This window comes from Pseudofrankia sp. DC12 (genome assembly GCF_000966285.1).
Taxonomy (GTDB): domain Bacteria; phylum Actinomycetota; class Actinomycetes; order Frankiales; family Frankiaceae; genus Pseudofrankia.
Genome location: NZ_KQ031391.1, coordinates 2,397,342 through 2,422,960, shown reverse-complemented (window position 1 = coordinate 2,422,960; position 25,619 = coordinate 2,397,342). Strand labels below are relative to the sequence as shown.

General features: G+C 72.5%; 20 protein-coding genes. 9 read left to right on the top strand and 11 right to left on the bottom strand.

Annotated features, from left to right (window positions below; all coding sequences use genetic code 11):
- The first annotated feature begins 61 nt into the window (after nt 1–61).
- The 3 genes from FRADC12_RS09775 (at nt 62) to FRADC12_RS09765 (ending at nt 3,964) form a co-directional block, all read left to right on the top strand.
- Complete coding sequence (locus FRADC12_RS09775) at nt 62–1,912, top strand: TIGR03767 family metallophosphoesterase (RefSeq protein WP_232303706.1); 1,851 nt, start codon at nt 62–64, stop codon at nt 1,910–1,912.
- A gap of 88 nt (nt 1,913–2,000) precedes the next feature.
- A complete protein-coding gene (locus FRADC12_RS09770; RefSeq protein WP_045876426.1) occupies nt 2,001–3,368 on the top strand; it encodes a TauD/TfdA family dioxygenase in 1,368 nt (455 codons plus the stop codon).
- Nucleotides 3,365–3,964: an HD domain-containing protein gene (locus FRADC12_RS09765; RefSeq protein ID WP_045876425.1), complete on the top strand. Its 600-nt coding sequence runs from the start codon at nt 3,365–3,367 to the stop codon at nt 3,962–3,964. The genes FRADC12_RS09770 and FRADC12_RS09765 overlap by 4 nt, the downstream gene beginning before the upstream one ends.
- Before the next feature lie 185 nt (nt 3,965–4,149).
- Here FRADC12_RS09765 and FRADC12_RS09760 read toward each other — a convergent pair whose 3' ends face one another.
- From FRADC12_RS09760 to FRADC12_RS09745, 4 genes are read right to left on the bottom strand one after another with little or no spacing between them, the layout of a single operon-like run.
- Nucleotides 4,150–5,628 carry a UDP-glucose dehydrogenase family protein gene (locus FRADC12_RS09760; protein WP_045876424.1) on the bottom strand — a complete coding sequence of 493 codons (1,479 nt, stop codon included), beginning with the start codon at nt 5,626–5,628 and terminating at the stop codon, nt 4,150–4,152.
- Nucleotides 5,625–6,767, bottom strand: coding sequence for a UDP-glucose 4-epimerase GalE (gene galE, locus FRADC12_RS09755; RefSeq protein ID WP_045876423.1), 1,143 nt, complete (start codon nt 6,765–6,767; stop codon nt 5,625–5,627). Before galE ends, FRADC12_RS09760 begins: the two co-directional genes overlap by 4 nt.
- Entirely contained in the window at nt 6,764–8,542 is a 1,779-nt protein-coding gene (locus FRADC12_RS09750; RefSeq protein ID WP_045876422.1) for a glycosyltransferase family 2 protein, read from the bottom strand. Before FRADC12_RS09750 ends, galE begins: the two co-directional genes overlap by 4 nt.
- Nucleotides 8,542–9,501 carry a UDP-glucuronic acid decarboxylase family protein gene (locus tag FRADC12_RS09745; RefSeq protein WP_045879339.1) on the bottom strand — a complete coding sequence of 320 codons (960 nt, stop codon included), beginning with the start codon at nt 9,499–9,501 and terminating at the stop codon, nt 8,542–8,544. The genes FRADC12_RS09750 and FRADC12_RS09745 overlap by 1 nt, the downstream gene beginning before the upstream one ends.
- A gap of 542 nt (nt 9,502–10,043) precedes the next feature.
- Between FRADC12_RS09745 and FRADC12_RS09740 the strand changes: the two genes are divergently transcribed.
- The 4 genes from FRADC12_RS09740 (at nt 10,044) to FRADC12_RS09725 (ending at nt 13,334) form a co-directional block, all read left to right on the top strand.
- On the top strand, nt 10,044–11,279 hold the full coding sequence (locus tag FRADC12_RS09740; protein ID WP_157488756.1) for an FUSC family protein: 1,236 nt from the start codon (nt 10,044–10,046) through the stop codon (nt 11,277–11,279).
- Entirely contained in the window at nt 11,276–12,625 is a 1,350-nt protein-coding gene (locus FRADC12_RS09735) for a winged helix-turn-helix domain-containing protein (RefSeq protein ID WP_045876420.1), read from the top strand. Before FRADC12_RS09740 ends, FRADC12_RS09735 begins: the two co-directional genes overlap by 4 nt.
- Nucleotides 12,626–12,792: 167 nt before the next feature.
- Nucleotides 12,793–12,993 (top strand): hypothetical protein, encoded by a 201-nt coding sequence (locus tag FRADC12_RS09730; RefSeq protein ID WP_045876419.1) that lies wholly within the window; start codon nt 12,793–12,795, stop codon nt 12,991–12,993.
- Nucleotides 12,987–13,334, top strand: coding sequence for a type II toxin-antitoxin system PemK/MazF family toxin (locus tag FRADC12_RS09725; RefSeq protein ID WP_045876418.1), 348 nt, complete (start codon nt 12,987–12,989; stop codon nt 13,332–13,334). Before FRADC12_RS09730 ends, FRADC12_RS09725 begins: the two co-directional genes overlap by 7 nt.
- Nucleotides 13,335–13,416: 82 nt before the next feature.
- Here the strand turns inward: FRADC12_RS09725 and FRADC12_RS09720 are convergent, their stop codons facing one another.
- The 3 genes from FRADC12_RS09720 to FRADC12_RS09710 form a co-directional block, all read right to left on the bottom strand.
- Complete coding sequence (locus FRADC12_RS09720; protein WP_045879338.1) at nt 13,417–14,373, bottom strand: D-alanine--D-alanine ligase family protein; 957 nt, start codon at nt 14,371–14,373, stop codon at nt 13,417–13,419.
- A gap of 11 nt (nt 14,374–14,384) precedes the next feature.
- Nucleotides 14,385–15,596, bottom strand: a complete 1,212-nt coding sequence (locus tag FRADC12_RS09715; protein WP_045879337.1) for an aminotransferase-like domain-containing protein — start codon at nt 15,594–15,596, stop codon at nt 14,385–14,387.
- Between the two features lie 425 nt (nt 15,597–16,021).
- Nucleotides 16,022–16,591, bottom strand: coding sequence for an LppP/LprE family lipoprotein (locus FRADC12_RS09710; protein ID WP_045876417.1), 570 nt, complete (start codon nt 16,589–16,591; stop codon nt 16,022–16,024).
- 479 nt (nt 16,592–17,070) lie between these two features.
- Between FRADC12_RS09710 and FRADC12_RS09705 the strand changes: the two genes are divergently transcribed.
- Entirely contained in the window at nt 17,071–17,925 is an 855-nt protein-coding gene (locus tag FRADC12_RS09705; RefSeq protein WP_045876416.1) for a sucrase ferredoxin, read from the top strand.
- An 18-nt stretch (nt 17,926–17,943) separates the two neighbouring features.
- Here FRADC12_RS09705 and FRADC12_RS09700 read toward each other — a convergent pair whose 3' ends face one another.
- Nucleotides 17,944–18,861, bottom strand: a complete 918-nt coding sequence (locus tag FRADC12_RS09700; RefSeq protein ID WP_232303705.1) for a JmjC domain-containing protein — start codon at nt 18,859–18,861, stop codon at nt 17,944–17,946.
- 1,409 nt (nt 18,862–20,270) lie between these two features.
- Between FRADC12_RS09700 and FRADC12_RS09695 the strand changes: the two genes are divergently transcribed.
- Nucleotides 20,271–21,140 carry an SAM-dependent methyltransferase gene (locus tag FRADC12_RS09695; protein WP_084010552.1) on the top strand — a complete coding sequence of 290 codons (870 nt, stop codon included), beginning with the start codon at nt 20,271–20,273 and terminating at the stop codon, nt 21,138–21,140.
- A 153-nt stretch (nt 21,141–21,293) separates the two neighbouring features.
- Here the strand turns inward: FRADC12_RS09695 and FRADC12_RS09690 are convergent, their stop codons facing one another.
- The 3 genes from FRADC12_RS09690 to FRADC12_RS09680 form a co-directional block, all read right to left on the bottom strand.
- Nucleotides 21,294–22,856, bottom strand: coding sequence for a SulP family inorganic anion transporter (locus FRADC12_RS09690; protein WP_084010551.1), 1,563 nt, complete (start codon nt 22,854–22,856; stop codon nt 21,294–21,296).
- Between the two features lie 270 nt (nt 22,857–23,126).
- Entirely contained in the window at nt 23,127–23,927 is an 801-nt protein-coding gene (locus FRADC12_RS09685; RefSeq protein WP_232303704.1) for a DUF305 domain-containing protein, read from the bottom strand.
- A 62-nt stretch (nt 23,928–23,989) separates the two neighbouring features.
- Nucleotides 23,990–25,447 carry an FHA domain-containing protein gene (locus FRADC12_RS09680; RefSeq protein ID WP_045876415.1) on the bottom strand — a complete coding sequence of 486 codons (1,458 nt, stop codon included), beginning with the start codon at nt 25,445–25,447 and terminating at the stop codon, nt 23,990–23,992.
- Nucleotides 25,448–25,619 lie beyond the last annotated feature (172 nt).

Genomic DNA, 25,619 nt, shown 5'->3' with positions numbered 1-25,619 from the left:
CGGGTTCATCATGGGGCAGACGCGTGCAAACCGGCGGCGCGCGAATCGGGGGACCTGAACGATGAGTACCGAGCCGTGGGACGAGTCATTCCAGCCAGGCATGAAGGGCCCGGTCGACCCTCTTGAAGTCGCCGACCCTCTGGCAGCCGGACCCGAGAGCAGCACCCCGCTGACCACGGCCCACCGTCGACTGGTCCGTGGCGCCCCACGGACTGGTGGCTATCGCCCCCTTGTCGCCGGTCCGGGGGAGCCCGTCCTGGTGCGGACCGACCTGCTCGGCGACGGCACCGGTGCCACCCCCGCGCGCGACCGGCGGACGCTGCTGGCGTTCGCGCACCTGTCCGACCTGCACGTGATGGACCATCAGTCGCCGGCCCGCGCCGAGTTCCTGGAACGGATCTCGGACCTGGACTCGCCGTTCCGGGAGAAGATCCAGGAACTGGGCGCCTACCGGCCCCAGGAGGCGTTCGCCGCCCACGTCGTCGAGGCGATGGTCCGGACGGTGAACGCACTGGCCCAGGACCCGCCGCTGGCCTTCACGATCGTCACGGGCGACGCCACCGACAACTGCCAGGCCAACGAGCTGTCCTGGTACCGCGACGTGCTGGACGGTGGCGGCCCCGTCCAGGTCGACTCGGGCAGCCCGGACCGCTACCACGGTGTCGCCGACGACGACTGCTACGACGTCCGTTACTGGCATCCGGACGGCACCCCACCGGGCCAGCCCGACGACCTGGCCAGGGCCGAGTACGGCTTCCCCGAGGTGCCAGGAGTCATCGACGCGGCCCGCCGTGCCTTCGCCGCCACCGGTCTGGCGACGCCCTGGTACGCCGTGCACGGCAACCACGACAACCTCGCGCAGGGAACCGCGGTCCCCGACGAGCCGATCCCGGCGCTGGCCGTCGGCGAGGCGAAGATCTACGACCTGGCTCCCGGGGCCGACCTGTCCACCGTGGCGCGGGCGATCGACACCGGTGATCTCGAGGCGTTCGCGGCCCTCCTGGGCGGTCCGATCCGCATCGTTCCGGCCGACGAGCGCCGCCGCCCGGTCCGTCGTCTCGAGCACATAGCCGCGCACTTCGAGACTCGTGGACGCCCGGTCGGCCACGGCTACACCGAGGCCAACAGGGCGGACGGCACGGCCTACTACACCTTCACCGCGCTACCGGGCGGCGACGGCGTCCCGCCGGTGACCGGCGTCGTGCTCGATACCGTCAACCCCTACGGCGGCTGGCAGGGCTCACTCGACGAGGCGCAGCTCGCCTGGCTGGAGGCGACGCTGCGACGGGGCTCGACCCGTTGGCTCGCCGAGGACGGGTCCGTCGGCACGGATGCCGGCCAGGACATCCTCTTCATCCTCTTCAGCCACCACCCGCTGGACTGCCTGGTCAACGACCAGGCACCGGACGACTCGCCGCGGGTGCTACTGTCCCGCGTCCGTGACCTGTTGCTGCGCTACCCGAACGTGATCGGCTGGGTGAACGGCCACACCCACCGGCACACCGTCACCCCCTACGCCCGACCGGCCGACAGCCCGTTCGCGGGTGGCTTCTGGGAGATCACGACCGCGTCGCACATCGACTGGCCGCAGCAGTCACGGCTGATCGAGCTGGTCGACAACGGCGACGGCACGCTCGCCTTCGTCGCCACCGTCCTGGACACCGCGGCCCCCGTCGCCGCCGGCTACGACGATTTCCGCCGTTACGCCCAGGCGAGCGCTGCAGGGCCCGTCGAAGGGGACGACGTCGACCCGTTGGCCCTGGCCGCGCTGTCCAGGGAGCTGGCGGCCAACTACTGGCAGCGCCGTCCCGGAAACGACGCCGATCCGGACCCGGGCGGCGGAGTGGGCGCCGGCACGCCGCTGGACCGCAGCGTCGACCTGCCGCTCCCGGCTCCGATCCCGCTGCGCTGACCGGGGAAGCGGCGTGCCGGCCTGGAAGTTCCGTACTGGTTCAACCGGATGTCATCGGCTGGCCGTCACGGGGGCGGAGGCTGTGTGGATGAACGCTGCGGGGCCCGTGACCATGCTTGACCTGGGTGATCTCGCCTTGCCCGCCGTCTGGCTGCGGGACGCGTGCGGCTGCGCCGAGTGCCGCGATCCGGGGACCGGGCAGCGGCTGGTCGGGTCGGCGCGGGTCGCGCGGCTCCTCCCGGACCTGGCGGTCGAGCGGTACGCGGTCCGCGACGGCCGGCTGACCGTCGTCTTCGCGCCGGACGGCCACGAGTCGCGGTTCGAGCTGGACTGGCTTGAGCGCAACGCTCCCGGCCGCGGCACGCGGACCGGAGACCAGTCCGCCCGGGCGCGGGTCGCCTGGACGGCCACCGACCTGCCCGCCGGCCCGCCGCGGGTGGCCTGGGATGCCTACCTGCGCTCGCCGGTCGCCATGGCCACGGCGTTGGGCGCCGTCGAGAAGCTGGGTGCCGCGGTGATCACCGAGGTGCCGGCCCGGGCCGGCCTGGTCCTGGCGGTCGGGCGCAGCTTCGGCCACGTCCGGGTGACGAACTACGGCGAGCTGTTCGACGTCCGCGTCGAGCCCGACCCCGAGCACCTCGCCTACACCGGCCTGGCGCTCGCCCCGCACACGGACAACCCCTACCGCGACCCGGTTCCCACCGTGCAGCTGCTGCACTGCCTGCGCGCCGCCGGGGAGGGTGGCGACACGACTCTCGTCGACGGGTTCGCCGCGGCCGACCGGTTGCGCGAGACCGACCGGGACGCCTTCGACACCCTGACCCAGGTCTGGCTGCCGTTCAGCTACGACGGGCCGACCTCGGTCCTCGCCTGCCGCGCCCCGGTGATCTCCGTCGACGACGAGGGCGCCGTGACGCAGGTCCGGTGGAACGACCGCGGCCTGCAGCCGCCCGACGTCACCGCCGAGAAGGTCGGTGCGGTGTACCGGGCGCTGGCCGCCTTCGGTGACATCCTCGACGCCCCGGAGCTCGCGGTCTCGCTGCGGCTGACGCCGGGGGACTGCCTGATCTTCGACAACACCCGCGTCCTGCACGGCCGGTCCGCCTACCGGGCCACCGGCCCGCACTTGGCCGCCGGTGACCTCGGCCCGCACTTGGCCGCCGGTGACCTCGGCCCGCACTTGGCCGCCGGTGACCTCGGCCCGCACTTGGCTGCCGGTGACCTCGGCCAGCGGACGGTTCGCGGCGGCGGTCGGCGCCCGGCGCCGAGTGACCTGGGCGAGCGGCACCTGCAGGGCTGCTACGTCGACATGGACGGCCTTCGCAGCACGTTGGCGGTGCTGCGCCGGGATGGCACTCGGTCCGTGCCCACCCACCCTGGCTCGCCGGGACGGACGGCGGTGCCGAGAATCGTCGCGACGCGGGCGTCGGGGCGGCCGGTGGCGGTCGCCCGATGAGCGCCCAGCCGACGGACGGCTCCTCCGGTGCGGTGGTCGCGGCGGCGCTCGCCGCGATCCTTGACGCGTTCGGCGCGGCCCGAGCGTCGGAGTACCTCGGCGAGTCGGTGACCGTGGCCGACCACCAGCTGAAGACCGCCGCGTGCGCTCGGGCCGCTGGGGCCGCCCCGGCGCTCATCGCGGCCGCGCTGCTGCACGACGTCGGCCACGTCGCCGACCACGACTCGGCCGACGCGCTGCGTCGGGGCGAGGACATCCGCCACGAGGACACCGGGTCGGCATGGCTCGCCCGTTGGTTCGGCCCCGAGGTGACCGAGCCGGTCCGCCTGCACGTCTACGCGAAGCGCTACCTGTGCGCCGTCGATCTCGGCTACTACGACACGCTTTCCCCGATATCGAAGAAGACGCTCGCGATGCAGGGCGGGCCGCTGGAAGGCGCCGAGCTTGCCGCCTTCCAGGCCGGCCCGTACGCGCAGGACGCGGCTAACGTCCGCCGCTGGGATGACGCGGGCAAGGACCCCGACGCCGTCGTCCCGCCGTTGGCCTCCTACGACGAGCTGCTTGCCGGCCTGGTCCGCGTTCCCCACGCCGAGTAGCCCGCGACCGCCTCGGCCGCGGGCCACCACGCCAGCGCCTGGCTAGGCGACGAAGTGGGCGCAGACCGTCTACCCGCGGCGAGCACCGCCTTCGCCCCTTGAGACCGGTGACCTGACCGCGCGCTCCGGGCGGAACCGTGGGAGAACGGGCTCCGCCCGGAGACGGCGTAGGACGCGGGTTTCGGTCAGGCCGCGCGAGCGGCGAGAGCCTCCCTGACCTGGCGGGGCGTGGGCACCGAGCGCGCCGTCGCCGGCACGGTCGTCGCCCTGGCCGGAACCGAGGCGGGCGCCGTCGCCGGCATCGCCGGGCGGCCGGGCGAGAGGTACGTCCAGCCCGCGGCGCGCCATCGGGCCGGGTCCAGCGTGTGCCGGGCGTCGATGATCGTGCGACCGGCGGCGGTCTCGGCGAGCTCGGCCGGGTCGAGTTCGCTGAACTCGGTCCACTCGGTGAGCAGGACCGTCGCCTTCGCCCCGGTCACGGCCTCGGTGGCGGACGTCGCGTAGGTCAGCTCCGGCCGAGCCCGTCGGGCGTTGTCGAGCGCCATCGGGTCGTAGACCGTGACAATCGCCCCCGCCGCGTCGAGCAGCGCGGCGACCGCCAGGGCCGGCGAGTCACGGACGTCGTCGGAGTTCGGCTTGAACGACGCCCCGAGTACGGCGACCGGCTGCCCGGCCAGCGAGCCGCCGACCGCGCCGCGGGCGAGCTGGACGATCCGGTCCCGGCGGCGCAGGTTGATCTCGTCGACCTCGGACAGGAACGTCAGGCTGTGCCCGACGCCCAGCTCGTCGGCCCGGGCTCGGAACGCCCTGATGTCCTTGGGCAGGCAACCACCGCCGAAGCCGACCCCGGGCCGCAGGAACTTCCCGCCGATCCGCTCGTCGAGCGACAGCGCCTGGGCCAGCGTCGTCACGTCCGCGTCGACGGCCTCGCAGACCTCGGCCATCGCGTTGATGTAGGAGATCTTGGTGGCCAGGAAGGAGTTGGCGGCGACCTTGACCAGCTCGGCGGTGGCGAAGTCGGCCACGATCACCGGGGTGTCGTACCGGTCGGTGATCGGGGCGTACACGGACCGCAGGATCGCCTCGGCCGGCGCGGAGGCGACACCGAAGACGAGCCGGTCGGGCCGCAGGGTGTCCTCGACCGCGAAGCCCTCGCGCAGGAACTCCGGGTTCCAGGCCAGCTCGACGCCCGGTGCCTCGAGTGCCAGCCGGTCGGCCAGCGCCGCCGCGGTGCCGACCGGGACCGTGGACTTGCCGACCACCAGCGAGCCGCGGCGCAGGTGTGGAGCGAGCGCGCTCACGGCCGCGTGCAGATACGAAAGGTCGGCGTTCTGGCGGCCGGGCAGCTGCGGGGTGCCCACGCACAGGAAGTGGACGTCACCGAAGGTCGCCACGTCCTCGAACGACGAGGTGAACCGGAGCCGGCCGGTCGCGAGGTTCGCCCGGAGCAGCTCGTCGAGGCCGGGCTCGAAGAACGGGACCTCACCGGCCGCGAGCCGCTCGATCTTCGCGGTGTCGACGTCGACGGCGAGCACGTCGAAGCCCAGCTGCGCCATGCAGACGGCGTGGGTGGCCCCGAGATACCCGGTGCCGACCACGGTCAGCCGCGGCCGAGTGGCCGCCCTGGTGATGTCCGACGCGAGCTGGCTGGCGCTTGTCCTCACCTGGATCCCCCGATCCCGTTGGTGGCGTGCTGGCTGGTGCTGTGGTCGTCGAACGGCCCGGGTTCGTAGCCGTTCGGGTTGAGGCGCTGGAACTCCCAGGCGTCGCGGCACATCGCGGCGACGTCGCGCGAGGCGGTCCAGCCCAGCAGCTCGACCGCGAGCGACGGGTCGGCCACCAGCTCGGCGACGTCGCCGGCGCGCCGCGCGACCACCCGGCTGGGCAGCGCCCGCCCGCAGGCGGTCGAGAAGGCGTCGAGCAGCTCGCGCACCGACGTGCCCCGGCCGGTGCCCAGGTTGATCACCCGATGGCCGGCGGCGGCGTCGAGCGCGGCCAACGCCAGCCGGTGGCCCTCGGCCAGGTCCACGACGTGCAGGTAGTCGCGGACGCCGGTGCCGTCGGGCGTCGGGTAGTCGTCCCCGAAGATCGACAGCTCGGTTCGGCGCCCGACCGCGACCTGGGCGATATACGGCAGCACGTTGTTCGGGATGCCGCGGGGGTCCTCGCCCAGCAGGCCCGACGGGTGCGCGCCGGCCGGGTTGAAGTACCGCAGCGACGTCACGTGCCAGTCCGAATGACGCCGGCAGACGTCGGCGAGGATCTGCTCGCACATCCACTTGCTGCGCGCGTACGGGTTGGTCGGCCGGGCCGGCGCGTCCTCGCGGATCGGCACGGTCGTGGCGTCGCCGTAGATCGAGCAGCTGGACGAGAGGACCAGCCGGTTGACGCCCCGGTCGAGCATCGCGGCGACCAGGCTGAGCGTGGCACCCACGTTGGTGTCGTAGTAGTCGAACGGGAACTCGACCGACTCGCCGACGGCCTTGCGGGCGGCGAAGTGGATGACCGCGTCGACCGGCCGACGGCCCAGCAGCTCGGTGAGCCCGGCCCGGTTCCGCAGGTCCAGCTCGACGAACTCACAGCGTCCCCTTGCGGCCTCCGGATGCGCGAAGGTGGAGCATTTTCGCGCATCCTCCGGCCGAGGCCCGGTGCCCTCGGCCAGCTTGTGGATCCGTTCGACGGCGCCGGGCGAGCTGTTCGCGAAGTTGTCGACGCCGAGGACGTCGTAGCCCGCCGTCATCAGGTCGACGGTCGTGTGCGAGCCGATGAAGCCGGCGGCTCCCGTCACAAGGACCGTGCTCATCCCGAAACCCCTTCCAGCAGGTCGAGTGGGTTCGTGTGGGTGGCGTCGAAGGCCAGCCAGGTGCTCGTCGCGGCGGCGGCGCACAGCGCGGCCAGCACGGCGGCGACCAGCAGCGGGACGGCGATCGTTCCGGTCAGCGCCCCCGCGCCCGCGCCGGTGGCCCGACGGGTCTCCACCGCGTGCATCGCGGCCACCGAGCCGATCACCGCCAGGTAGGCGAGGCCACCCAGCAGGCTGAGGACGACGTAGCCGAGCGCGTGGTGTACTCGCGAGCCGTACAGCGCCGCGCCGAAGGCGACCAGACAGACCGCGATGTACGGGGCCAGCAGCCTGGTCGGCAGCTTCTCGACGGCGCGGTCACCCTTCGGCGTGACCTTGAAGGTGACCGGCTTGGGCCGCACCTTCTGCAGCAGCCCGGCGACGCAGCCCCAGCCGACGTACGGCCAGCGGACCATCGCGAACAGCCAGCTCTCCCAGCCGGTGAGCTTCGCCCGCGCCGGCCGGAACAGCCCCTGGCGGCGCAGGTAGCCGTTCAGCCCGAGCATCACCGCCGAGGCGAGCAGCCACAGCGCCAGGAAGTGCAGGTAGCTGACGTTCACCCACCGCAGCCCGGTCAGACAGGCGACCGGCGCCAGGAAGAGGCCCGCCGCCGTCGTCACCGCCAGCAGCGGGTAGTAGCTCAGTGAGAACAGGAATCTGGCCCGCAGGAGCTTCGGCAACTGGCGGGCGTGCCGCCAGAAGGTGTCCATGAACAGCACCATCAGGCTGCGCGACCACTGGAACTCCTGGGTGAGGGCGGCGGCGAACGTCGCCGGGCCGTCCCCGTGCGCCTCGGCGTCGAGCGCGAAGGCGCCCTCCCAGCCGGCGGCGTTCAGCAGGTAGCTGGTCGAGAAATCCTCGGCCAGCTCCGGGCCGATGCCGCCGATCTCGCGCAGCGCCGCGGTCCGCACCGCGTAGTGCGAGCCGAAGCAGACCGGCGCGAGCCAGCCGTTCGACCCGACCTGGACCGGGCCGTGCAGGTTGGCCTCGCGGAAGAGCCGGCCGCGGGCCGCCCACGAGTCGGCGGCGTTCGCGTCACACACGCTTGGCGCGGCGACATAGCCGATCTTCTGGTCGGCGAACGGGCGGACCATGTGGGCCAGGTAGTCCGGCGCCGGGACATGGTCTGCGTCCAGCTGGGCGACGACGTCGTAGCGGTCGTAGCCCCAGTGGTCGTAGAAGAAGGCGAGGTTGCCTTCCTTGCACTTCGTCCGGCGGGGCCAGGTGTCGCGGTGGTAGTCGGCGGCCCCGCGCCGGGTGGAGACCCGGACGCCGTGCTGGCCGCACCAGTCGTAGGTCGTGCCGTCTGGGTCCTCGTCACAGATCCACACGTCATACGGGTGCGGGTAGTCCTGCGCGAGCATGCCGGCGAGCGTCGCGCGCACGACCTCCCACGGCTCCGAGGGCGCCTTCGTCACGACGAATGCGACCCGCTGGCCGCGCAGCGCCAGCTTCGGGTTGACCCGGCGCAGCCGCAGCGATGTCAACACGAAGTAGACCGGCAGGTAGCACAGGTAGCCGAGCAGCGCCGTGTTCAGGACGAAGCCCGCAACCGTGACCAGGTGCGCCGGCTCGAACCACCATCCCCAGAACAGCGCCAGCGCGGCCACCCAGGCGAGGACGAACAGGCCCCGCACCGCCCGGTCGGCCCGGCCGAACATCGGCACGAACGTCGCGTGGGCGGCCGCCTGCTGCGTGTTCTGGGACTGGCCGAAGGGGCCGGCCCGGTGCCGCATCAGGCGGCTCGCGCGTGGCTCGCCCCGACGAGCTCGCGCTCGAACCACTCGATGGTGCGCGCGAGGCCGTCGCCGACGGCGACCTTCGGCTCCCAGCCGAGCTTGCCGCGAGCGATCGTGATGTCCGGCTGGCGGACGGTCGGGTCGTCGACCGGGCGCGGGATGAACGTGATCGGCGCGGGCGAGCCGCACAGGTCGCGGACCAGTCGGGCGGTGTCGAGGATCGACAACTCGTGCGGGTTGCCGATGTTGACCGGGCCGGGCAGGTCCGACCACAGCAGCCGCAGGATGCCCTCGACCAGGTCGTCGACGTAGCAGCAGGACCGGGTCTGTGAGCCGTCGCCGGCCACGGTGATCCCCTCGCCGCGCAGCGCCTGGGAGATGAACGTCGGGATGGCCCGGCCGTCGTCGGCGCGCATCCGCGGGCCGTACGTGTTGAAGATCCGGACGATGCCGGTGTCCACGCCCCTGGCCTTGCGGTAGGCCATGGTCAGCGCCTCGGCGAACCGCTTCGCCTCGTCGTACATGCTGCGCGGGCCGACCGGGTTGACGTTGCCCCAGTAGGACTCGGGCTGCGGGTGGACCTTCGGGTCGCCGTAGGCCTCGGACGTGGAGGCGAGCAGGAACCGGGCGCCCTTCGCCCGTGCCAGGCCGAGGGCGTTACGGGTGCCGGCGGAACCGACCATCAACGTCTCGATCGGCAGCCGGTAGTAGTCGACGGGCGACGCGGGCGACGCGAAGTGCAGCACCGCGTCCAGTGGCCCGGGCACGTGCAGGAACTCGGTGACATCCCGGTCGATGAGCCGGAACCTGCGGTCGGTGAGCAGGTGCTCGACGTTCTCGGGCCGGCCGGTGACGAAGTTGTCGACGCAGATCACCTCTGCGCCGTCGGCCAGCAGCCGCTCGCAGAGGTGGCTGCCCAGGAAGCCTGCTCCACCGGTGATTGCGACGCGCGACATCACGTCCCCCTTCGTGAATGACCTCGTCGAACCGTCGGTCAGACGGCCATGTACGGCGGTCGGCATCCGAAAGCGCGCGCGGCGGCGCGGACGGTCGGATGTCAGGGTGAGGTCTGGTCGAGACCGCCAGGGCGCGGGACTCCTGTCCCGGGCCGGACCGGTCGCCCTCCTGGCTCGGAGAAGCGCTGGTCGCGAGGCAGCCATCGGATGCGGGTCCGCTGATCCCGGTGTCTTGACGTCCGGGACGGTGTCGCGACCCTGCTGGCGACGATGCCGGTCCTGCCGATGCACCTCGTCGCTTACTGACGGTACGCAGTCAAGGGGTGATCTGTGTCTGTAGGCGGGGCCCGGCGGCCGTGACAGGCATCTCAGCCTGCCGTAGGCCTGACTTTCTGTCACCGGTTCAAGCGCGGCTTCGCCTGACCACCGCCTTGCGTGATGCCTTGAGCGCGGGGTGATGGCTGGGCTGTCGCCTTGATCATGGCGTGCGACGTTCCGGCGGCGGGCTCGGGTTGTCGGGCGGCGATGCGATGCTGGGTTGCGTGTCCGGGTTCGTCATCCCCAGGTCCCGGGTGACCGCGCTCGCGGCCGCCCTGCGCACCAGTGCCGTCACGACGGCGGTCGTCATGGCCGCGGTGCTCGCGAGCTTCGGCAGCGCCCGGCTCGCCGGCGGCGCGGTCGGAACGGTGGCGGCGACGGTCGCCGTCAGCGCGGCCTCCGCCCACAGTCCCTGGACGGTTGTCGCGATCTTCGTGGTGCTCGCCGTGGCGCTCGCGCTGCGCAACCTGCACTACGCGTTCTGGGCGGCGGGCGTGACCTCGATGCTCGCGCTGCTGTACGGCTACTTCGGCCTGACCAGCACGCACGTGCTGGACGAGCGGCTGGAGGCGATCGCCGTCGGGTCGGCGCTGGCGGTCGCGGCGAGCTGGCTGGTGCTGCCCATCCGGACCAGGGACGTCACTCGGTCCCGGGTCGCCAGGGCGGCCGCGGCCCTGACCGACGCACTGCTCGCGGTCGCCCGGGACGAGGCCGCGACGCTGGCCGACCGGAGGGACGCGTTCCGTACCGCGGTCGACGAGCTGGGCCTGATCGCCGAGACGCTCACCGTGCGCCGGCTGGTCTGGAAGGCGCTACGCCGGCCGGGGCCGCATCTGGCCGACGCCGTCACCGCGGTCCGACGGTGCCAGGAGCCTGTGGACACCCTGGTCAGGGCGCTAGACGAGGCGCCCGGAGCGCTGGCGAACGGCGCGAACCGGCGCCGAGCCGGCGCGCTGGCCCGCCAGCTCGGTGGCGTCCGCCGCGCGATCGCCGGCCGCCCGGAGCCCGCGGCCGAGGTTCCCCGCCAGGGCGCCCCCGGCCGGCCCGCCGGATCGCCGGCCCAGGACATGGTCGCCGCCGCGCTCGACGAGCTGGCGGACGCGGTTGCCATCCTCCAGGCGGTCTTTCCGCCGCGCCCGGCGTCGCCGCCCGGGCAACCGGCTCCGGCCGAGCGGCCCGGCGCGTCGGCGCCCGCCCCGACCGAACGGCCCGCGGCCAGCACGCCGATCCCGACCGAGCGGCCCGCGGCCAGCACGCCGATGCCAGCCGACAAGGCCGCGGCCAGTGCGCCGGCTCCGGTCGAACCGCCTGACGCCGGCACATCCGCGCCGCCCGTCCCGCGCTCCGCGCCGCCCGTCCCGCGCTCCGCGCCGCCCGTCCCGGACGTGCCGGCCGGCGACCCGTACTCGGACGCGCGGCCGGCGGAACTGTCCTGGCTCCGCCGTAGTCTGCGGCCATGAGGGTCGAGCGGCTGACGGCGGGACAGGCGCGGCGGCTGGCGCTGGCGACTCAGGGATTCGCGCGGGCCAGACCGGCGGCGGCGAAGCCGACCGACCGCCGGCAGCTGCGGTGGCTGTTCGACCGGGTGGGCGTCCTCCAGATCGATTCGGTCAATGTCCTGAGCCGGTCGCACTACCTGCCGGGCTGGTCGCGGCTCGGCGGCTACTCGCGGCCGGCGCTCGACGACTACGTCCACCGCCATCGGCACGCCTACGAGTACTGGGCGCACGAGGCGTCGTTCGTGCCGATCGGCTGGGAGCCGCTGCTGCGCTGGCGGGCCGCGGGCGCGCTCGCCGGTGACGGGATGTGGAAGGGGCTCGCCCACTTCGGCCGGGAGCGGTCGGACTACGTGGCCAAGGTGCTCGCCGAGGTCGAGGCCGGTGGTCCGGTGACCGCCTCCCAGCTCTCCGAGCCCGGGACCGGCCGAGGGTCGTGGTGGGGCTGGGCTGACGGGAAGCGGGCGCTGGAGTTCCTGCTGTGGACCGGCCAGGTCTGCGCCGCCGGACGCCGGACGACGTTCGAGCGCACCTATGACCTGCCCGAGCGGGTGCTGCCGGCCGTCGTGCGGGCCACGCCGACCCCGGATCCGGCGGACGCGCACCGGGCGCTGCTGCTGCACGCCGCCGACCGGCTCGGCGTCGCCCTCGCCGCCGACCTGCGCGACTACTTCCGGCTGCCGGCCGCCGTCGTGCGGCCTCGGCTGGCCGAGCTGGTCGAGGCCGGCGAACTGGTCGCCGTGACGGTCGACGGCTGGCCGGCACCCGCGTACCTGCGGCCGGGGCTGACCGTCCCGCGCCGGGTGGACGCGGCGGCGCTGCTCTCACCGTTCGACTCGCTGATCTGGGAGCGGGCCCGGACCCGCCGGCTGTTCGGCATGGAGGTCAAGCTCGAGGTCTACACACCGGCCCAGGACCGGCGCTACGGCTACTACGTGCTCCCGTTCCTGCTCGGCGACCGGCTGGTGGCTCGCGTCGACCTCAAGGCGGACCGGGCAGCCGGGGTACTACGGGTCCAGGCCGCCTGGCTGGAACCGGCGGAGCACCAGCCGGACGCCCTGACCAGCGCGGCGGCCAGGACCCTTCCCGGGCCCGGTGCCGTCGCCGCGGCCTTGGCCACGGAGCTCACCGGCATGTCCCGGTGGCTCGGTCTCGGTCCGGTCGAGGTGGCGCCGCGCGGGACCCTCGCCGCCGACCTCACCCGTGCCCTCGCGGCCGGCGAGATCCTCGACCCGGCGCCTGTGCCCGCGGTTCCGCTGCCGGCGGCCGGAACGCACGCGGCCCCGGAACTGTCCACGCACGGTCGCTGACGGCGCGGTCCGCGACGGTCCCGGCGCGATGTGCGTTCTGCGGAACGCGAAGATCCACCCAACGCTCCGGCGGGCCCAGATCACAGCCGCCGCCTGTGGCGGTCGGTGGCGACCGGGCTGTCAAACATCTGCATGACAAGTGTTCGACGGACGGTTATGATCGACTCATGGCGGCAAGCATCGGCTTCAGGCCCACGGAGGAGGACGAGCGGATCATCAAAGCGGCGATGCGTCCCGATGAGGGCACTAGCGACGTGATTCGCCGTGCGCTCCGACTCCTCGACCGTGAGGTGTGGCTCTCCAAGGCCCGCGCAGATGCGGAACGGCTCGCGGACGAAGACCTTGGCGCCGAGACTGACGCATGGTGATCCGAGGAGCGGTCTACCGCGTCGACCTCGGTGAAGCGAAGCGCGGCCACGAACAGCGTGGCCGTCGCCTCGGCCTCGTCCTCAGTCCGACCTCGATGGCGTGGAGCGTTGCGACGATCGTCCCGACGTCGACCAGTGCTCAGCGTTCGGTCTTCCGGCCGTCTCTTGAGATCAACGGCCAGGAGACGCGGTTTCTCGTCGACCAGATCCGGAGCATCGACACCGACTACGTCGTGGGCGATCCCGTCCACTACCTCGAACGCGACGAACTGGCCGAGGTCGAACACGCCGTCACCTATTACCTAGGCCTGAGCGCCCCGCCCGGCGCCCGCGGAGGATGATCATCTTTTCGGCGTTCCCCTTGAGGGCTATCGCCGACTCGCGGGTGCATTCCAGGCAGCGGACTGCAGGCGCGGCATCCGCTCAGCCGGTAGCACGGCGGAATGCTGTCGCGGCGAGGTCGCGGCAGACGGTGGCCAGGTCGAGGCCGGCGGCCTGTAGGGCCATGGGCCAGGTGCTGGTGTCGGTCAGGCCGGGGGCGACGTTGACCTCCAGGAAGTGGGCGATGCCGTCGGCGTCGACGATCAGGTCGGTGCGGGACAGGTCACGGAGGCCCAGGACGCGATGGGCCGCGACAGCGCTTGCCGCGGCGGCACGCAGCACGTTCTCGTCGAGGCGCGCCGGTATGTGGAAGGTGGTCGCTCCTGGGGTGTAGCGGGCGGCGTAGTCGTAGACGCCAGCAACCGGCTGGATCTCGACAGCCGGCAGGGCCACCGGGCCGTCACCGGTGTCGAGGACACCTACGGCGATCTCGACGCCGGCCACCACACGTTCGATCAGGGCCCAGTCGTGGTATCCGAAACACGCCATCAGCGCTTCCGCGAGCTGACCGGTCTCCTCGACGCGGCTGACGCCGAACGCCGATCCGCCCGCACGGGGCTTCACGACCAGCGGCAGGCCGAGCCGAGCGACGACCCGGTCGATCAGGGCCGCGGCGCCGAGGTCGTGGAACGCCTCCCGGGGCAGGGTAACCGCGCGCGGTGTCGCGACGCCGGCCGCGGCGACGGTCGCCTTCGCGGTCGCCTTGTCGAACGCCGCCCGGCAGGCCGCCGGTGCCGCCCCGACATAGGGCAGGCCGTACAGGTCGAGTACCTCGCGGATCGTGCCGTCCTCGCCCGAGGTGCCGTGCAGGACGGGGATGACGACGGCGGGCGGATCCGTGGCAAGCGTGGGAAGCATCGAGCTGTCGACGTCGCGCAGCTCGGTCTCGACGTCGATGCGTTCCAGTGCGTCGCGCAGCCTACGCCCGGAGCGCAGGGACACCTCCCGCTCGGGCGAGAGGCCCCCGGCGAGGACAAGCACAAGGCCCAGGTCGGTCACGGTCACGTCCTTCACTTGCTGGGGCGGTCGGTGGCGGGATCGTGCGCGAACGCGCGCCGCAGGCTGATCTCCGCCCGCAGCACATCGGATAGCCGTTTCACGCCCTCCTGAATGCGGTCGGGCGGCGGGTAGCAGTAGGACAGCCGCATCGCGTTGCGGCCCGACCCGTCGGCGTAGAAGCCGGTGCCGGGGACATAGGCGACCCTGGCCGCGATCGCCCGCGGGAGCATTGCCTTCGCGTCCACACCAGGTGGCAGCGTGAGCCAGACGAAGAAGCCGCCTTCTGGCCTCGTCCACGTGGTGCCAGCCGGCATCGTCTCGGCCAGGGTCTCCACCATGGCGTCGCGGCGCTCCCGGTACATCTCCCGGAAGGCCTTGATCTGTTCGGGCCAGGGCTGGGTCGCCAGGTACCGCTCCACAGCGAGCTGGGTGAACATCGAATGGGACAGGATCGCGGACTCCGCCGCCAGCACGAGCCGCGCGGCGACCGGCGGGGGCGCGAGCGCCCAGCCCACCCGCATGCCCGGCGCCAGCGTCTTGGAGAACGAACCGAGGTAGACCACGTCCTCCGGAGCATCCGCCCGCATCGCCCGCACCGGCGCACCCGTGAACGACAACAGGCCATAGGGGTTGTCCTCCACCACGAGCACCCCGGCCCGCCGGCAGATCTCCAGGACCTCCAGCCGCCGTGCGGCCGTGAGCGTGATCCCCGCCGGGTTCTGGAACGTCGGAACCGTGTAAAGCACCTTGACCCGCGCGCCCTCTGCCGCCAGCCGGGCCAGGGTCTCGCGCAGCGCGTCGGGCACCAGGCCGTCCCCGTCCATCGAGACATGCACGACCCGCGCCTGGTAGGCGGCGAACGTGTTGATCGCGGTGACATAGGTGGGACCCTCGGTCAACACCACATCGCCCGGATCGATGAACACCCTGGTGAGCAGGTCGAGCGCCTGCTGCGAACCAACCGTCACCACCACGTCGTCCGGACGCGCGTCCGTGATGCCCTCCATCGCCATCACGTCGCAGATCCGCGCCCGCAGCTCCGGATCCCCCTGCGCGGAGCCGTACTGCAGCGCCACCGGACCACGGCTCGTCACGAGGTCCGCCACCGTCGACGCGACGGCGTCCAGCGGCAGCGCGTCCACGGCGGGCATCCCGCCCGCGAGCGAGACGATCTCCGGACGACTCGCGACCGCGAAGAGCGCTCGTACCTCGGACGCGATCATCCCGGACGCGCGAGCGGCGTAGGAGCCCCACCAGCGATCCGTCGGCCCCGTGCTCTCCGCCCGCTGGTTCTGGTCCACCCATCCACCCCAACATCGACGCCAGTGTGAGCCCTGACCACGCCGTCATCACGACGGCACGTTCCGCGCGACAGCCAACCAGGCGGCCGAGACCGAGGCCAGCGGATTTCAGCCCCCGGCCGCTCTGCGGACCCGGCCGCGACCGTGCCTGCCGATCCAGCGAATCCTCACCCGGCCGCGGGCACCGCCAGAGCCGAGATCAGTCAGGTGTCGCGGCGTAGCGCCACCTGACTGATCTCGGAACGGTCGTGACGGATGCGGGGATGTCGTCGGAGCGGAGCCGGGCGCTGCCGTCGCTCAGGCTCGGTAGGCGCTGCCGGCGACGCGACTCGCGGTCCCAACGATGATCATCGGCGGCTGGTGGGGGCATCCCAGCCGGCGGGCGGGAGGGGATCGACGGGCTTGACCGTCGTGCCGTTCCAGACGAACCGCACCGTGGTGGCGCCCGCCGTCGGGCAGCACATCGGGTCGTCGGGCCGGTAGAGCTGGTACTGCAGGGCGACGGTGTCGTTGGTCGACCACACCCAGGACGTGGACGCGCTCGGCACGCCGGCGTCGACGCCCACGTAGCGGCCGTCGTGGAAGAGGAAGGCCTGCTGGGGATGCCCGTCGGCCGATCCGGTCAGGATGCCGATGATCACACTAAGGCTTCGGCTGGCGTCGTAGCCGGATGTGTCGGCGGGTGTGTAGCCGGCCGCCTTGACCGCCCCGACGGCGAGGTTCAGCCCGGCGGCCGGCGTGTGGCTGGAGGCTGGCGGGCTGGCAGCCGCGATCGCGGCGCCGGGACTGGCGAACCAGGCGAGTCCGCACACCGCCAGCCCGCAGACCAGCTGCCAGCCGCGGGACCGACCTCCAGCGGCCTCCTCTCCGGTACGGCGGCCTCGTCGGGCCAGGTCTCGAATCACGGGTTTGGCCATGGTCCTCCTCCTGCCGGAGTGGGGTGCCCGGCCCTGGCAGCCGGAGTCGCCCGCCGGCCGGGTCGCGCCGGCGGCCGGGCCTGGCGGCCCCGAGAGCAGGGGTTGGGCCGCGGCGCGTGGTGCGGCGCTCGCGAACCAGGTACCCCAGGGCGCGCGAGGACATCCGGTAAACGGGCGGCTGGTCCCGGGTGGGGCTCTTCGCTCCGGCCTGGTTTCGCCGGTTTCCCGGGCGGTGTCGGCCTGGCGACCAGCGTCACGCGGCGTCTGCGGCCCATCCGCGATAGCTTTAAGTGAACCTAACCTGATGAGCCTGACCTGACGTGCCCACCCTGGCCTGCTTCGTGCGGAGGTGTCGCAGTGGCCGCTGTCCCTGAGCCTCGACGCCTGCATGTGTTCGGCGCTGTGTCCACGGATAGCCCCGGCACCCCGACCGCCTCGATCGGGTGCCTGGGCGCGCCTGGGGTCGGACGGGCTGGCCGATGACCCAGCCTAACGGGGCCGCCCCGCATCGCTCCACGCGCTGCGGCGCCCAGTCGCGGTCCGCCGCCGAGGACATCCGGGGCTCCGTGCCGGAGGTCGGGGCGTACTGCTTCCTGCCCGCCGCGGGGCACTGGCCGCACCAGATCCCGCCGGCCGACCCAGGCCTGTTCCCCGAGCTGCCCGGCGCCAGGACGCAGTACTACCGGCCGTACCCGGGCCAGCCGACGACCGAGCCGGCCTTCTTCTGGGACACGGTCCGGCGCCGGATCTACCGCGCGTCGCGGGGCGGCTGGGCGGCGGCCGGGCCCGCCGAGCGGTTCCTCGGCGTCTGTGTGCACGGCCGGCACGACACCTGCTGCGGCCTGCGCGGGGGCGGTTTCCTGCGCCGGGTCAAGAGCCTCGCTCCGGACGCGCCCGTGTACGGCGTGAGCCATCTCGGTGGGGACCGCTTCTCCGCGACCGCGATCCTGTTGCCCGGCGGGTACCTGCTCGGTCGCCTCGACGAGCTGGACGACGACCAGCTGCGTGACCTGGTCGTGCAGGGCCTTCTCCCGCTCGGGCACGTGCGCGGGCGCCTCGGGTCCAGCCAGGCCGAGTCCGTGGCGGAGATCTGGTACCGGGAGCTGTTCGGGCACCGGGACCCGACCACGCCGCCCACGGCCAAGGTCCTGCGCGCGGCCGACGAGCCGACCGGTGCGCAGGTGCTGGTAGAGGCGCACGAAGGCAGCTGGCGGCTCGAGGTCTCGCGCGAGCTGCGCGGCGAAGACCAGATCCACTACACCTGCGCGGCCCCACTGCGCCGTCCCGTCTACGGCTGGGAGGTCCGCGTGCTGGAGGGGGCCGGGGCGGCCTGAGTCTGCGGGCCGGTCGGCTCAGCCCAGCTTCCAGGGCGTCCCGCCGGTGACCAGGCCGGCGTACCCGACGGCCAGCTCCGGGGTCAGCCCGACGCAGATGCCTTCGCGGACCAGGACGCGAGCCAGCGGACGGACGTCGAAACCGACCTGGGCCTCGGCCGCAGCCAGATCCACGGGGCAGCCGCTGAGCAGCAGGTCGATGGCGGCCTCGGCCCGGTCCCGAACGGTGATCTTCCGGCCGCCCGCGTAGACCACCAGCTGGCCCGTGGACCGTTCGACGTGCGGGGCGAACTCGGTCACACAGACGACGACCTCGGGCTCGTGCGCCGACGGCAGCAGCGGTGCGTGCCGGGCCGGCGGCCGGGTGCGCTCTCGTGCGGTCAGGAACGCCGCCGGCGGCAGCGAGCGCACCAGCTCGATCGCCGCCTCCTGCAGCCGGGCGCGTTCGGCTTCCCGCTCGCTGGGTGAGCGGGTGAGGTCCGTCCGGAAGAGCTCCTGCTCACGTGCCTGGTCGGCGATCCAGGTCAGCCAGTCCACCCCGGTGCGCCGGGTGAAGCCGAAGGTGAGGTGCAGGCTGACCGGGTCCTCATGCTCGGCCCGGGTCGCCTGGTGCCAGTAGCCGCGGGGGATGTGCAGGACTTCGCCGGCCCGCAGCACCCCCTGCCAGACCGACTGGGAGCTGGCCTCCTCGTTCGGCACGGCGTCGCGGTACATCGGCGCCGGCCGGGTGCTGCCGCGGACGTCCCAGTTCTTCTCACCCGCCAGCTGCACGATGAGGACGTCATGATCGTCCCAGTGCAGCGGGAAGCCGTCGGCCGACCTGGTCGTCAGGTAGGCGTTCGTCTGCACGAGCTCGCCCGACCACCAGCGCAGCGCGCGGGTTGCGACCTCGACGATCGGGTCGAACATCTCCAGCCCGTCCAGTACGAGCGTCACACCCGTATCAAGCAGGGCTGTCACGGCGGTTGGGTCCAGGGCACGGGCCGACGGCCGCCGCCGGTTTTCCTGAACCCGGAGGTATTCGGCTGGATGAAGCTCCCGGCTGTCCTGGAAAAGGCGCAGCCGGGGCGGCTCCACAAATCGGCGCGTGACGATATCCAATATTCTGGACGGAGTCACTATTCGTTCGGCCAATGACTGGCCGGCGAACCGCCCGGTCGAGAACTCCCGGCCTAGCGGAGCCGCGTCTGGCCAACCAAGCGCGCCCTCGATTTCTCGGACGAGCAGGTGGTCCAGCGCGTGCGACCCGTGATTCACATTCGTCAACGCTGGTTAGTGGCTGACCGCTGACGGCTTATTTCTCGCGAACTCAGCCGTCGCTGCCGTCGGGGTCCGCCCGCTCGGCGTCGTAGCGGTCCCGTACATCGTCGAGAATTTCGACGGAGACCACGAGATCGTCATCGTTGGAGTGCTGACAAGGGTTCACTGGAGCCCTCCCACCGATAGCCGCGCCTTTGGTGTAGGCACGTCGCAGCAAAATGATAGAGGCCGTAAACCCGCCGGCGCAACCAGTCTGAGGCGACGAATTCGGCACCGGCGAAAGCCGGCCGCCTCGCCGCGCCCGCGCGTCGTGCTCCCTTTGCCCCGTACGGTGGGCAGCGGCCGGCGTTCCCGCAGGTCAGCCGGCCGTCGGCGCGCGGGGCGGGGCCGGGCGCCGCGACGCAGGCCGGCGGCGAGCGGGTGGCGAGGAGCGGCTCAGGATGGCGGTGGCCGACACGGCGGCGCAGCCGGAACCCGGTCCCGGACCTGGCGCCCGCGCCCACCCGGGCCCGCCCACCCGGGCCCGCGGGCCCGGGTGGGCGGTGCTCGTCGTCTGCTGCCTGGCCCAGTTCATGGTCATGGTGGAGGAGCTCCGGCGATGTCGGCCGCGCGCTGGGGATCACCCGGCAGGGGGCGCACAAGCGGTTCCCGCGGCTGCTGGGCTCCCAGCGCCCGGCGACAACCGCAGCCCGCCGGGCCACAGCTACTCCTGCGTGGGGCGACTTTCCTGCCTACGAGCACGATTCTGATCACACTGGCCTTCTCGCGGGCAGGCCGGATCGAGGTCTTCGCATCGACGTCCGGACAAGGCAGCTGACCGAGACGGTCCATGCCCGAGCAGCGTCCCGGCCCCCAGCAGCAGGCCAGCCCCGATCGAGAACCTCGGCGCGACCGCCTCGTCGGCGTCATTTCCGACTAGAACACGCCGTGTGACCTGTCTGGACGTGTCTCTCGGCAGGTACAGCGACGGCCCGATGCGGCTGGCCAGCCGATCCTCCCTGCCGCTCTGGCTGGTACAACCTAGGGGATAGCAGGACTTTCGGGTGACAGGCGGAACAGACCGCTTGGTAAGGAGATGCGGCGTCATGACCCAGCCGGACGAGACAGCAGGCGAACCCATCGAAGTCTCCGTGGTGGGCTCCCTGGACGGCTCCGTGATCCCTCGCGAAGCCCCGCTCACAGACCTGCGCATCGACGTTCCACACGTCGCGCGGATGTACGACTACTACCTCGACGGCAAGGACAACTTCGCCGCCGACCGGGCGGCGGTCGCGGGAGTCGAGAAGGCCATGCCGGAGGTCAGGCAGCTCGCCAGGGAAAACCGGGCGTTCCTGCGCCGGGCCGTGCGACATATGGTCGCGGAAGGCATCCGGCAGTTCATCGACATCGGCGCCGGCCTCCCCACGGCGGGCAACACCCACGAGATCGCCCAGAAGGCCGCTCCAGATTCACGCATCGTGTACGTCGACAACGACCCGATCGTCCTCGCGCACGGGCAGGCCCTACTGGCGGAGAACGGCAACACGACCGTGTTGCAGGCTGACATGCGCCAGCCGGCCGATCTCATCGACAGCGGGGCCGTACGCTCCCTGATCGACTTCAACCAGCCGGTTGGTGTCCTGCTGATCGCCATGACCCACTTCCTCACCGCCGAGGAACGGGAGCCAATCATGGGCACCCTGCGCGACAGCCTGTCCCCGGGCAGCCTGCTGGCACTCACCCATGTCACGGGCGACGGTCACTCGGATACAGCCGTGACGGGAGTAGAGAGGGTCTACAGCACGACGCCGACGCCGATATACTTCCGTACCCACGCCGAGGTCAGCCGATTCTTCAACGGGTACACCTTGATCGAGCCAGGTCTCGTGACGGTGGACGCCTGGCGTCCGGACGGCGCCGACCCCGCGCCCGCGGCGACCCGCTGGCTCTACGGCGGAGTCGGCAGGCGCCGGTAGCGCTCCTCCACCGTTCATGGCCCAATGGTTGTGTTTTGAATGATCCCGCCGAGCTTTGTGCTCTGAGTGGCCGGGCCAGACGCAGACAGTGAAGTTCGAGGCGGTGGACGACGCGCCGGGTGGGTGGGCGGGTCGTCGGGCCGGAGCCGGGTGCTAGGTGCCGGTGTCGCTCGGGCGCAGCGAGCGCAGCATCGCGGCGCTGCCGCGGTTGACCCCGGTCAGCTCGGCCACGCTGCCGCGTTCCTCGTAACGGTGCAGCACGTCGTCGAGCGCGGCGGCCGCCGCGGAGTCGAGCACGTCGGCGTCGGAGAGGTCTATCACCACCCGTGCCGGGTCGCGGCCGTAGTCGAACGCCGTCGCCAGGTCGTTCGTGGACGCGAAGAACAGCGGCCCCTGGACGGCGTAGATCCGCTCACCGCCGTCCGGGTCCAGCACGCTTGTCACGTTCGCGAGGTGTGCGACCTTGCGGGTGAACAGGAGGGCTTCCAGCGCGACGCCGACGACCACCCCGTAGGCGAGGTCGTGGGTCGGCACCACGACCGCGACGGTCGTCACCATCACGAGGGTCTCGGTGATCGGCACCCGGCGTAGCGTCGCCGGCCGCACGCTGCTCCAGTCGAACGTCATCATCGCCACGATGACCATGACGGCGGCCAGGGCCGACATCGGGATCAGCCCGACGACGGAGCGCAGCGGCAGGACCAGCAGCAGCAGGAAGCCGCCGGCCGCGAAGGTCGACAGCCGGCGCCGGCCGCCGGTCGACACGTTGAGAATCGCCTGGCCGATCATCGCGCAGCCGCCCATGCCGCCGAAGAAGCCGCTGACCACGTTGGCGATGCCCAGGCCCCAGGCCTCCCGGTGCGGGTTGTGGGTGGAGTCGGTCAGCTTGTCGATGATCTGAGCTGTCAGCAGGGTCTCGAGCAGGCCGACGGCGGTCAGTGCCAGCACGTACGGCAGGATGATCCGCACGGTCTCCCAGTCCATCGGGACGTGCGGCAGGGTGGGCCTCGGCAGGCCGGTGGGCAGCTGGCCCTCGTCGCCGACGGTAGGCACCCCGAGGTGGAAGGTGGTCGTCGCGAGCGTGAGCAGGGCCACGGCGACCAGTGGCGCCGGCACCGCCTTCGTCAGCCGCGGCAGGGTGACCAGCACGAACAGCCCGGCGGCGACGAGCGGGTACACCCGCCAGCCGTGCCCGAACACGTGTGGCATCTGCGCGGTGAAGATCAGAATCGCGAGCGCGTTGACGAACCCGATCATGACGTTGCGGGGCACGAACCGGATGAGCCGCGCTACTCCGACCAGGCCCAGCACGAACATCAGCGCGCCGACGCTGATCGTCGTCGCCAGCAGGTACTGGAAGCCGTGCTGCCGGACCAGCGGGGCCGCGACGAGCGCCATCGAGCCGGCCGCGGCGGAGATCATCGCCGGCCGGCCGCCGGTGAAGGCGATCACCGTCGAGATGATGAAGGACGTGAACAGCCCGACGGCCGGGTCCACCCCCGCGACCACCGAGAACGAGATCGTCTCCGGGATCAGGGCCAGCGCGGTGACGAGTCCGGCGACCAGCTCGACGCCCGCGACCCGCGGCCCCGGCACCGCCCGGCGCAGCGCAGGGAGCGCGCCACGCAGCAGGGGCAGCGTGGCCAGCGAGCCGCCGCGAGGCGGCTGCCGGGCCGGGGTCGACGGCACCGGGGCGGAGCCGGGCAGTGCGGACATCTGCGAACCTCACGCGAGCGGCGACACCGGTACAGGGCATCCCGGGCGGACGCTCACGGCGCCCGGCGGTGCTGAGCGGACCGGTCGGCGGGCTGGAGGACTGGCTCCGGCCAGGGCGTGGGGCGGGCGCCCCTCGTCACAGCGCCGGGCAGGCCACCCGCCGAAACGACCAGAAGCGTATCTAATGCATCACCGATGATCATCCGGAGTGGTCTGCGCCGATCTGCCTCGGCGCCCCGCGCCGCTGGTCTGACCGGCACCGGGCCGGCACTACGCCTGCGGCGCGCCGAGCCGCTGGAGGTCGAACTCCATCTGCTGGATCTCGGCGGACTGGACGACGACCATCGCCCTCGCCAGCGCGCGCACCTTGTCCTGGCCGGCGTGCTGGGCCGCGTACTGCGCCATCAGGACCCCGCCGCGATGGTGGTGGATCATGAGCGTGAGGAACCGCACGTCGGAGTCCCTGCCGCGGGAGGCCGCCAGCGCCGCCAGCTCCGAGTCACCGGCCATCCCCGGCATCCGCACCCCATCCGTCCCGACCGGAGTGCCCAGCGAGCCCCCACCCGCCATCCCGGGCATGTGGGCCATGTCCTCGCTGGCCGGGCCGGTGCCACCCATCCAGGTCATCGGTGCGCCCACGGTCGACTGTGTGAGGCCCCAGTCGGCCAGCCACGAGCCCATGACGCCGACCTCGCGTTGCTGGGTGAGCGCGATGTCCTGGCCCATCGCGACCGACGGCGGGTCCGCGCCGTGGCTGAACTCCAGCATCCCCATCTGCACGGCCTGGCCGTGGTGCTCGGACATGTCGCGCAGGAAGCCGGCGTCCACCGAGCCGTTGCCCGGCGCGCCGTTCGTCAGCCCGCGCAGCCCGAACCCGGCTGCGACGAGGGCTGCCGACAGCACCAGGACGAGCGGGGCCCAGAGCAGCCGGGAGCGGCGTCCCTGGGCCGGCGCCGCGTCGTCCGCCGGCACGGCCCGCGCTGGCAGGTCGTCTGCTGGCACGCTGGGTGCCGGCACGCCGTCGGTCGGCGCCTCGGTGTGCTGCGCGGAAACGATCCCGTTGTCTGCCACGGCGACCAGGCTAGCCTTGTCGGCGGCGCGGCCGCCCTCGGCGCGGTCGTGGCGGCGCCTGCTCAGACGTTGACCTGGCCGTTGAAGACGAAGGTGCGCTTGCCCACCTGCACGCGGGTGCCGGACACCAGCGGCGCCGGCTGGTTCGGCTCCAGCGGGGTCCACACGGTCGCCTCGGGCGGGGCGATGTAGGTGCCGTTGGCGGAGCCGCGGTCGGTGATCACCGCGTCCCACCCGTTCAGGGTGATGACGGCGTGCACCCGGGAGACCGCGCTCTCGCCGTCCTCGACGGCCAGCGGCCGGGCCTTCCCGGCCCGCACGGCGTCGTCCCGGTCGGGCTGGCGGCCGATGACCAGATCGATGTCGAGCGGGATGGTCTGGCCGTCGTCGAAGACGAGCACACCGATCGACGGCCGCGGCCGCCACACGGACTGGCTCTCCTGGGCGGACAGCGAGGCGCCGCAGTCCGCGCAGTACGGGGCCTGCGGATGGTTGAAATGCCCGTTCGGGCACAGCACGCCCTCGACCTGCGCCTGGCCGTTGTCCGGCAGCATCGTCGGCGCGTCATCGTCCTCGATCAGGTCGGAGACCGTGAACGTCTGGCCCGGCAGCTGGGTCAGCGCCTCGCTGTCGTCGTCCTCGGTGAGCTCGCCGTGCGCGCGGGCGTCGTGGTGGCCGCCCGGGCCGGGCACCGGACGGGCGAGCTCGGTGGGCGGGTCCTCGTCGAACTCGTCGAACTCCAGCTCGTCGAAGTCGGCCGCCTGAGTCGGCTCCGACCCCGACTGGGCCCGGTGTGCCTGCTCCTCCTTGGTGAGCAGCGGTGTCAGCGGCGGCGGGGCCATCGACTGCTGCTCCGGGATGCGGTCGACCGGCAGCGGGATGCGCTCCGCGGCGGTCGCCGGCTCCCGCGGCGAGCCGTAGTTGGACAGCAGGTCGCCGGCCGCGGAACGGGGGGTCGGCAGCGGCGCCTCCCGGGCGGGCAGCAGGCTCGCGCCGATGCCCGGAACCGCGCCGACCCGGAGGTCCAGCGGGAACCCGAGGCCGGTGCCGGTCACCTCGGAGCCTTCGCCCGGCAGCCCGGAGCCGTCGGGCCGGTCGCTCGGGGCGATATGCAGATGGGTGATTCCGTCAGGCAACAGGCGGTCCACCCAGGTGGCCGACTCGATCCCGGACAGGTTGACGGGGCTGGAGCCGGCCGCGGCGACGTCCATCGCGCCGTGCACCAGCGCGGCGATCCGCTCGCCGATGGCGGTCAGCAGCGCGAAGTCGGGCACGTCCTCCGGGTCTGCGGCGGCCAGCAGCCCCGCGACCCGGCGGACCAGGCGACGGCCGGTGCTGGCCGAGTCACCCGGCTCGGCGGCGACCTCGGCGCACAGGTCCAGCAGCCGGCGGGCTGTCTCGGCCGTCCGCGGCCGGCCCACCCTCGCGACGATGAGGACACCGGGCAGCCGGACCACCACCCCGGTCTCCTGGCCGCGGCCCGCCTCCACGACCACCCGGAAACGGTCCAGTCCCACCATCGTTTCCCTCCGCGCCCGTCGGACCGACGGTGGCCGGCCCTGCCGCCCGGGCCTTGGGACGGCCCTGGCTGTCGTTGCGTGCTCGATCCGTGTGCTGCCCGCCGCGCCGGCGGTCCGTTCCCTCGTATCGCCAGTTACGTCACGCGGATACCCCGCTGGAGCCGCCGAGCTG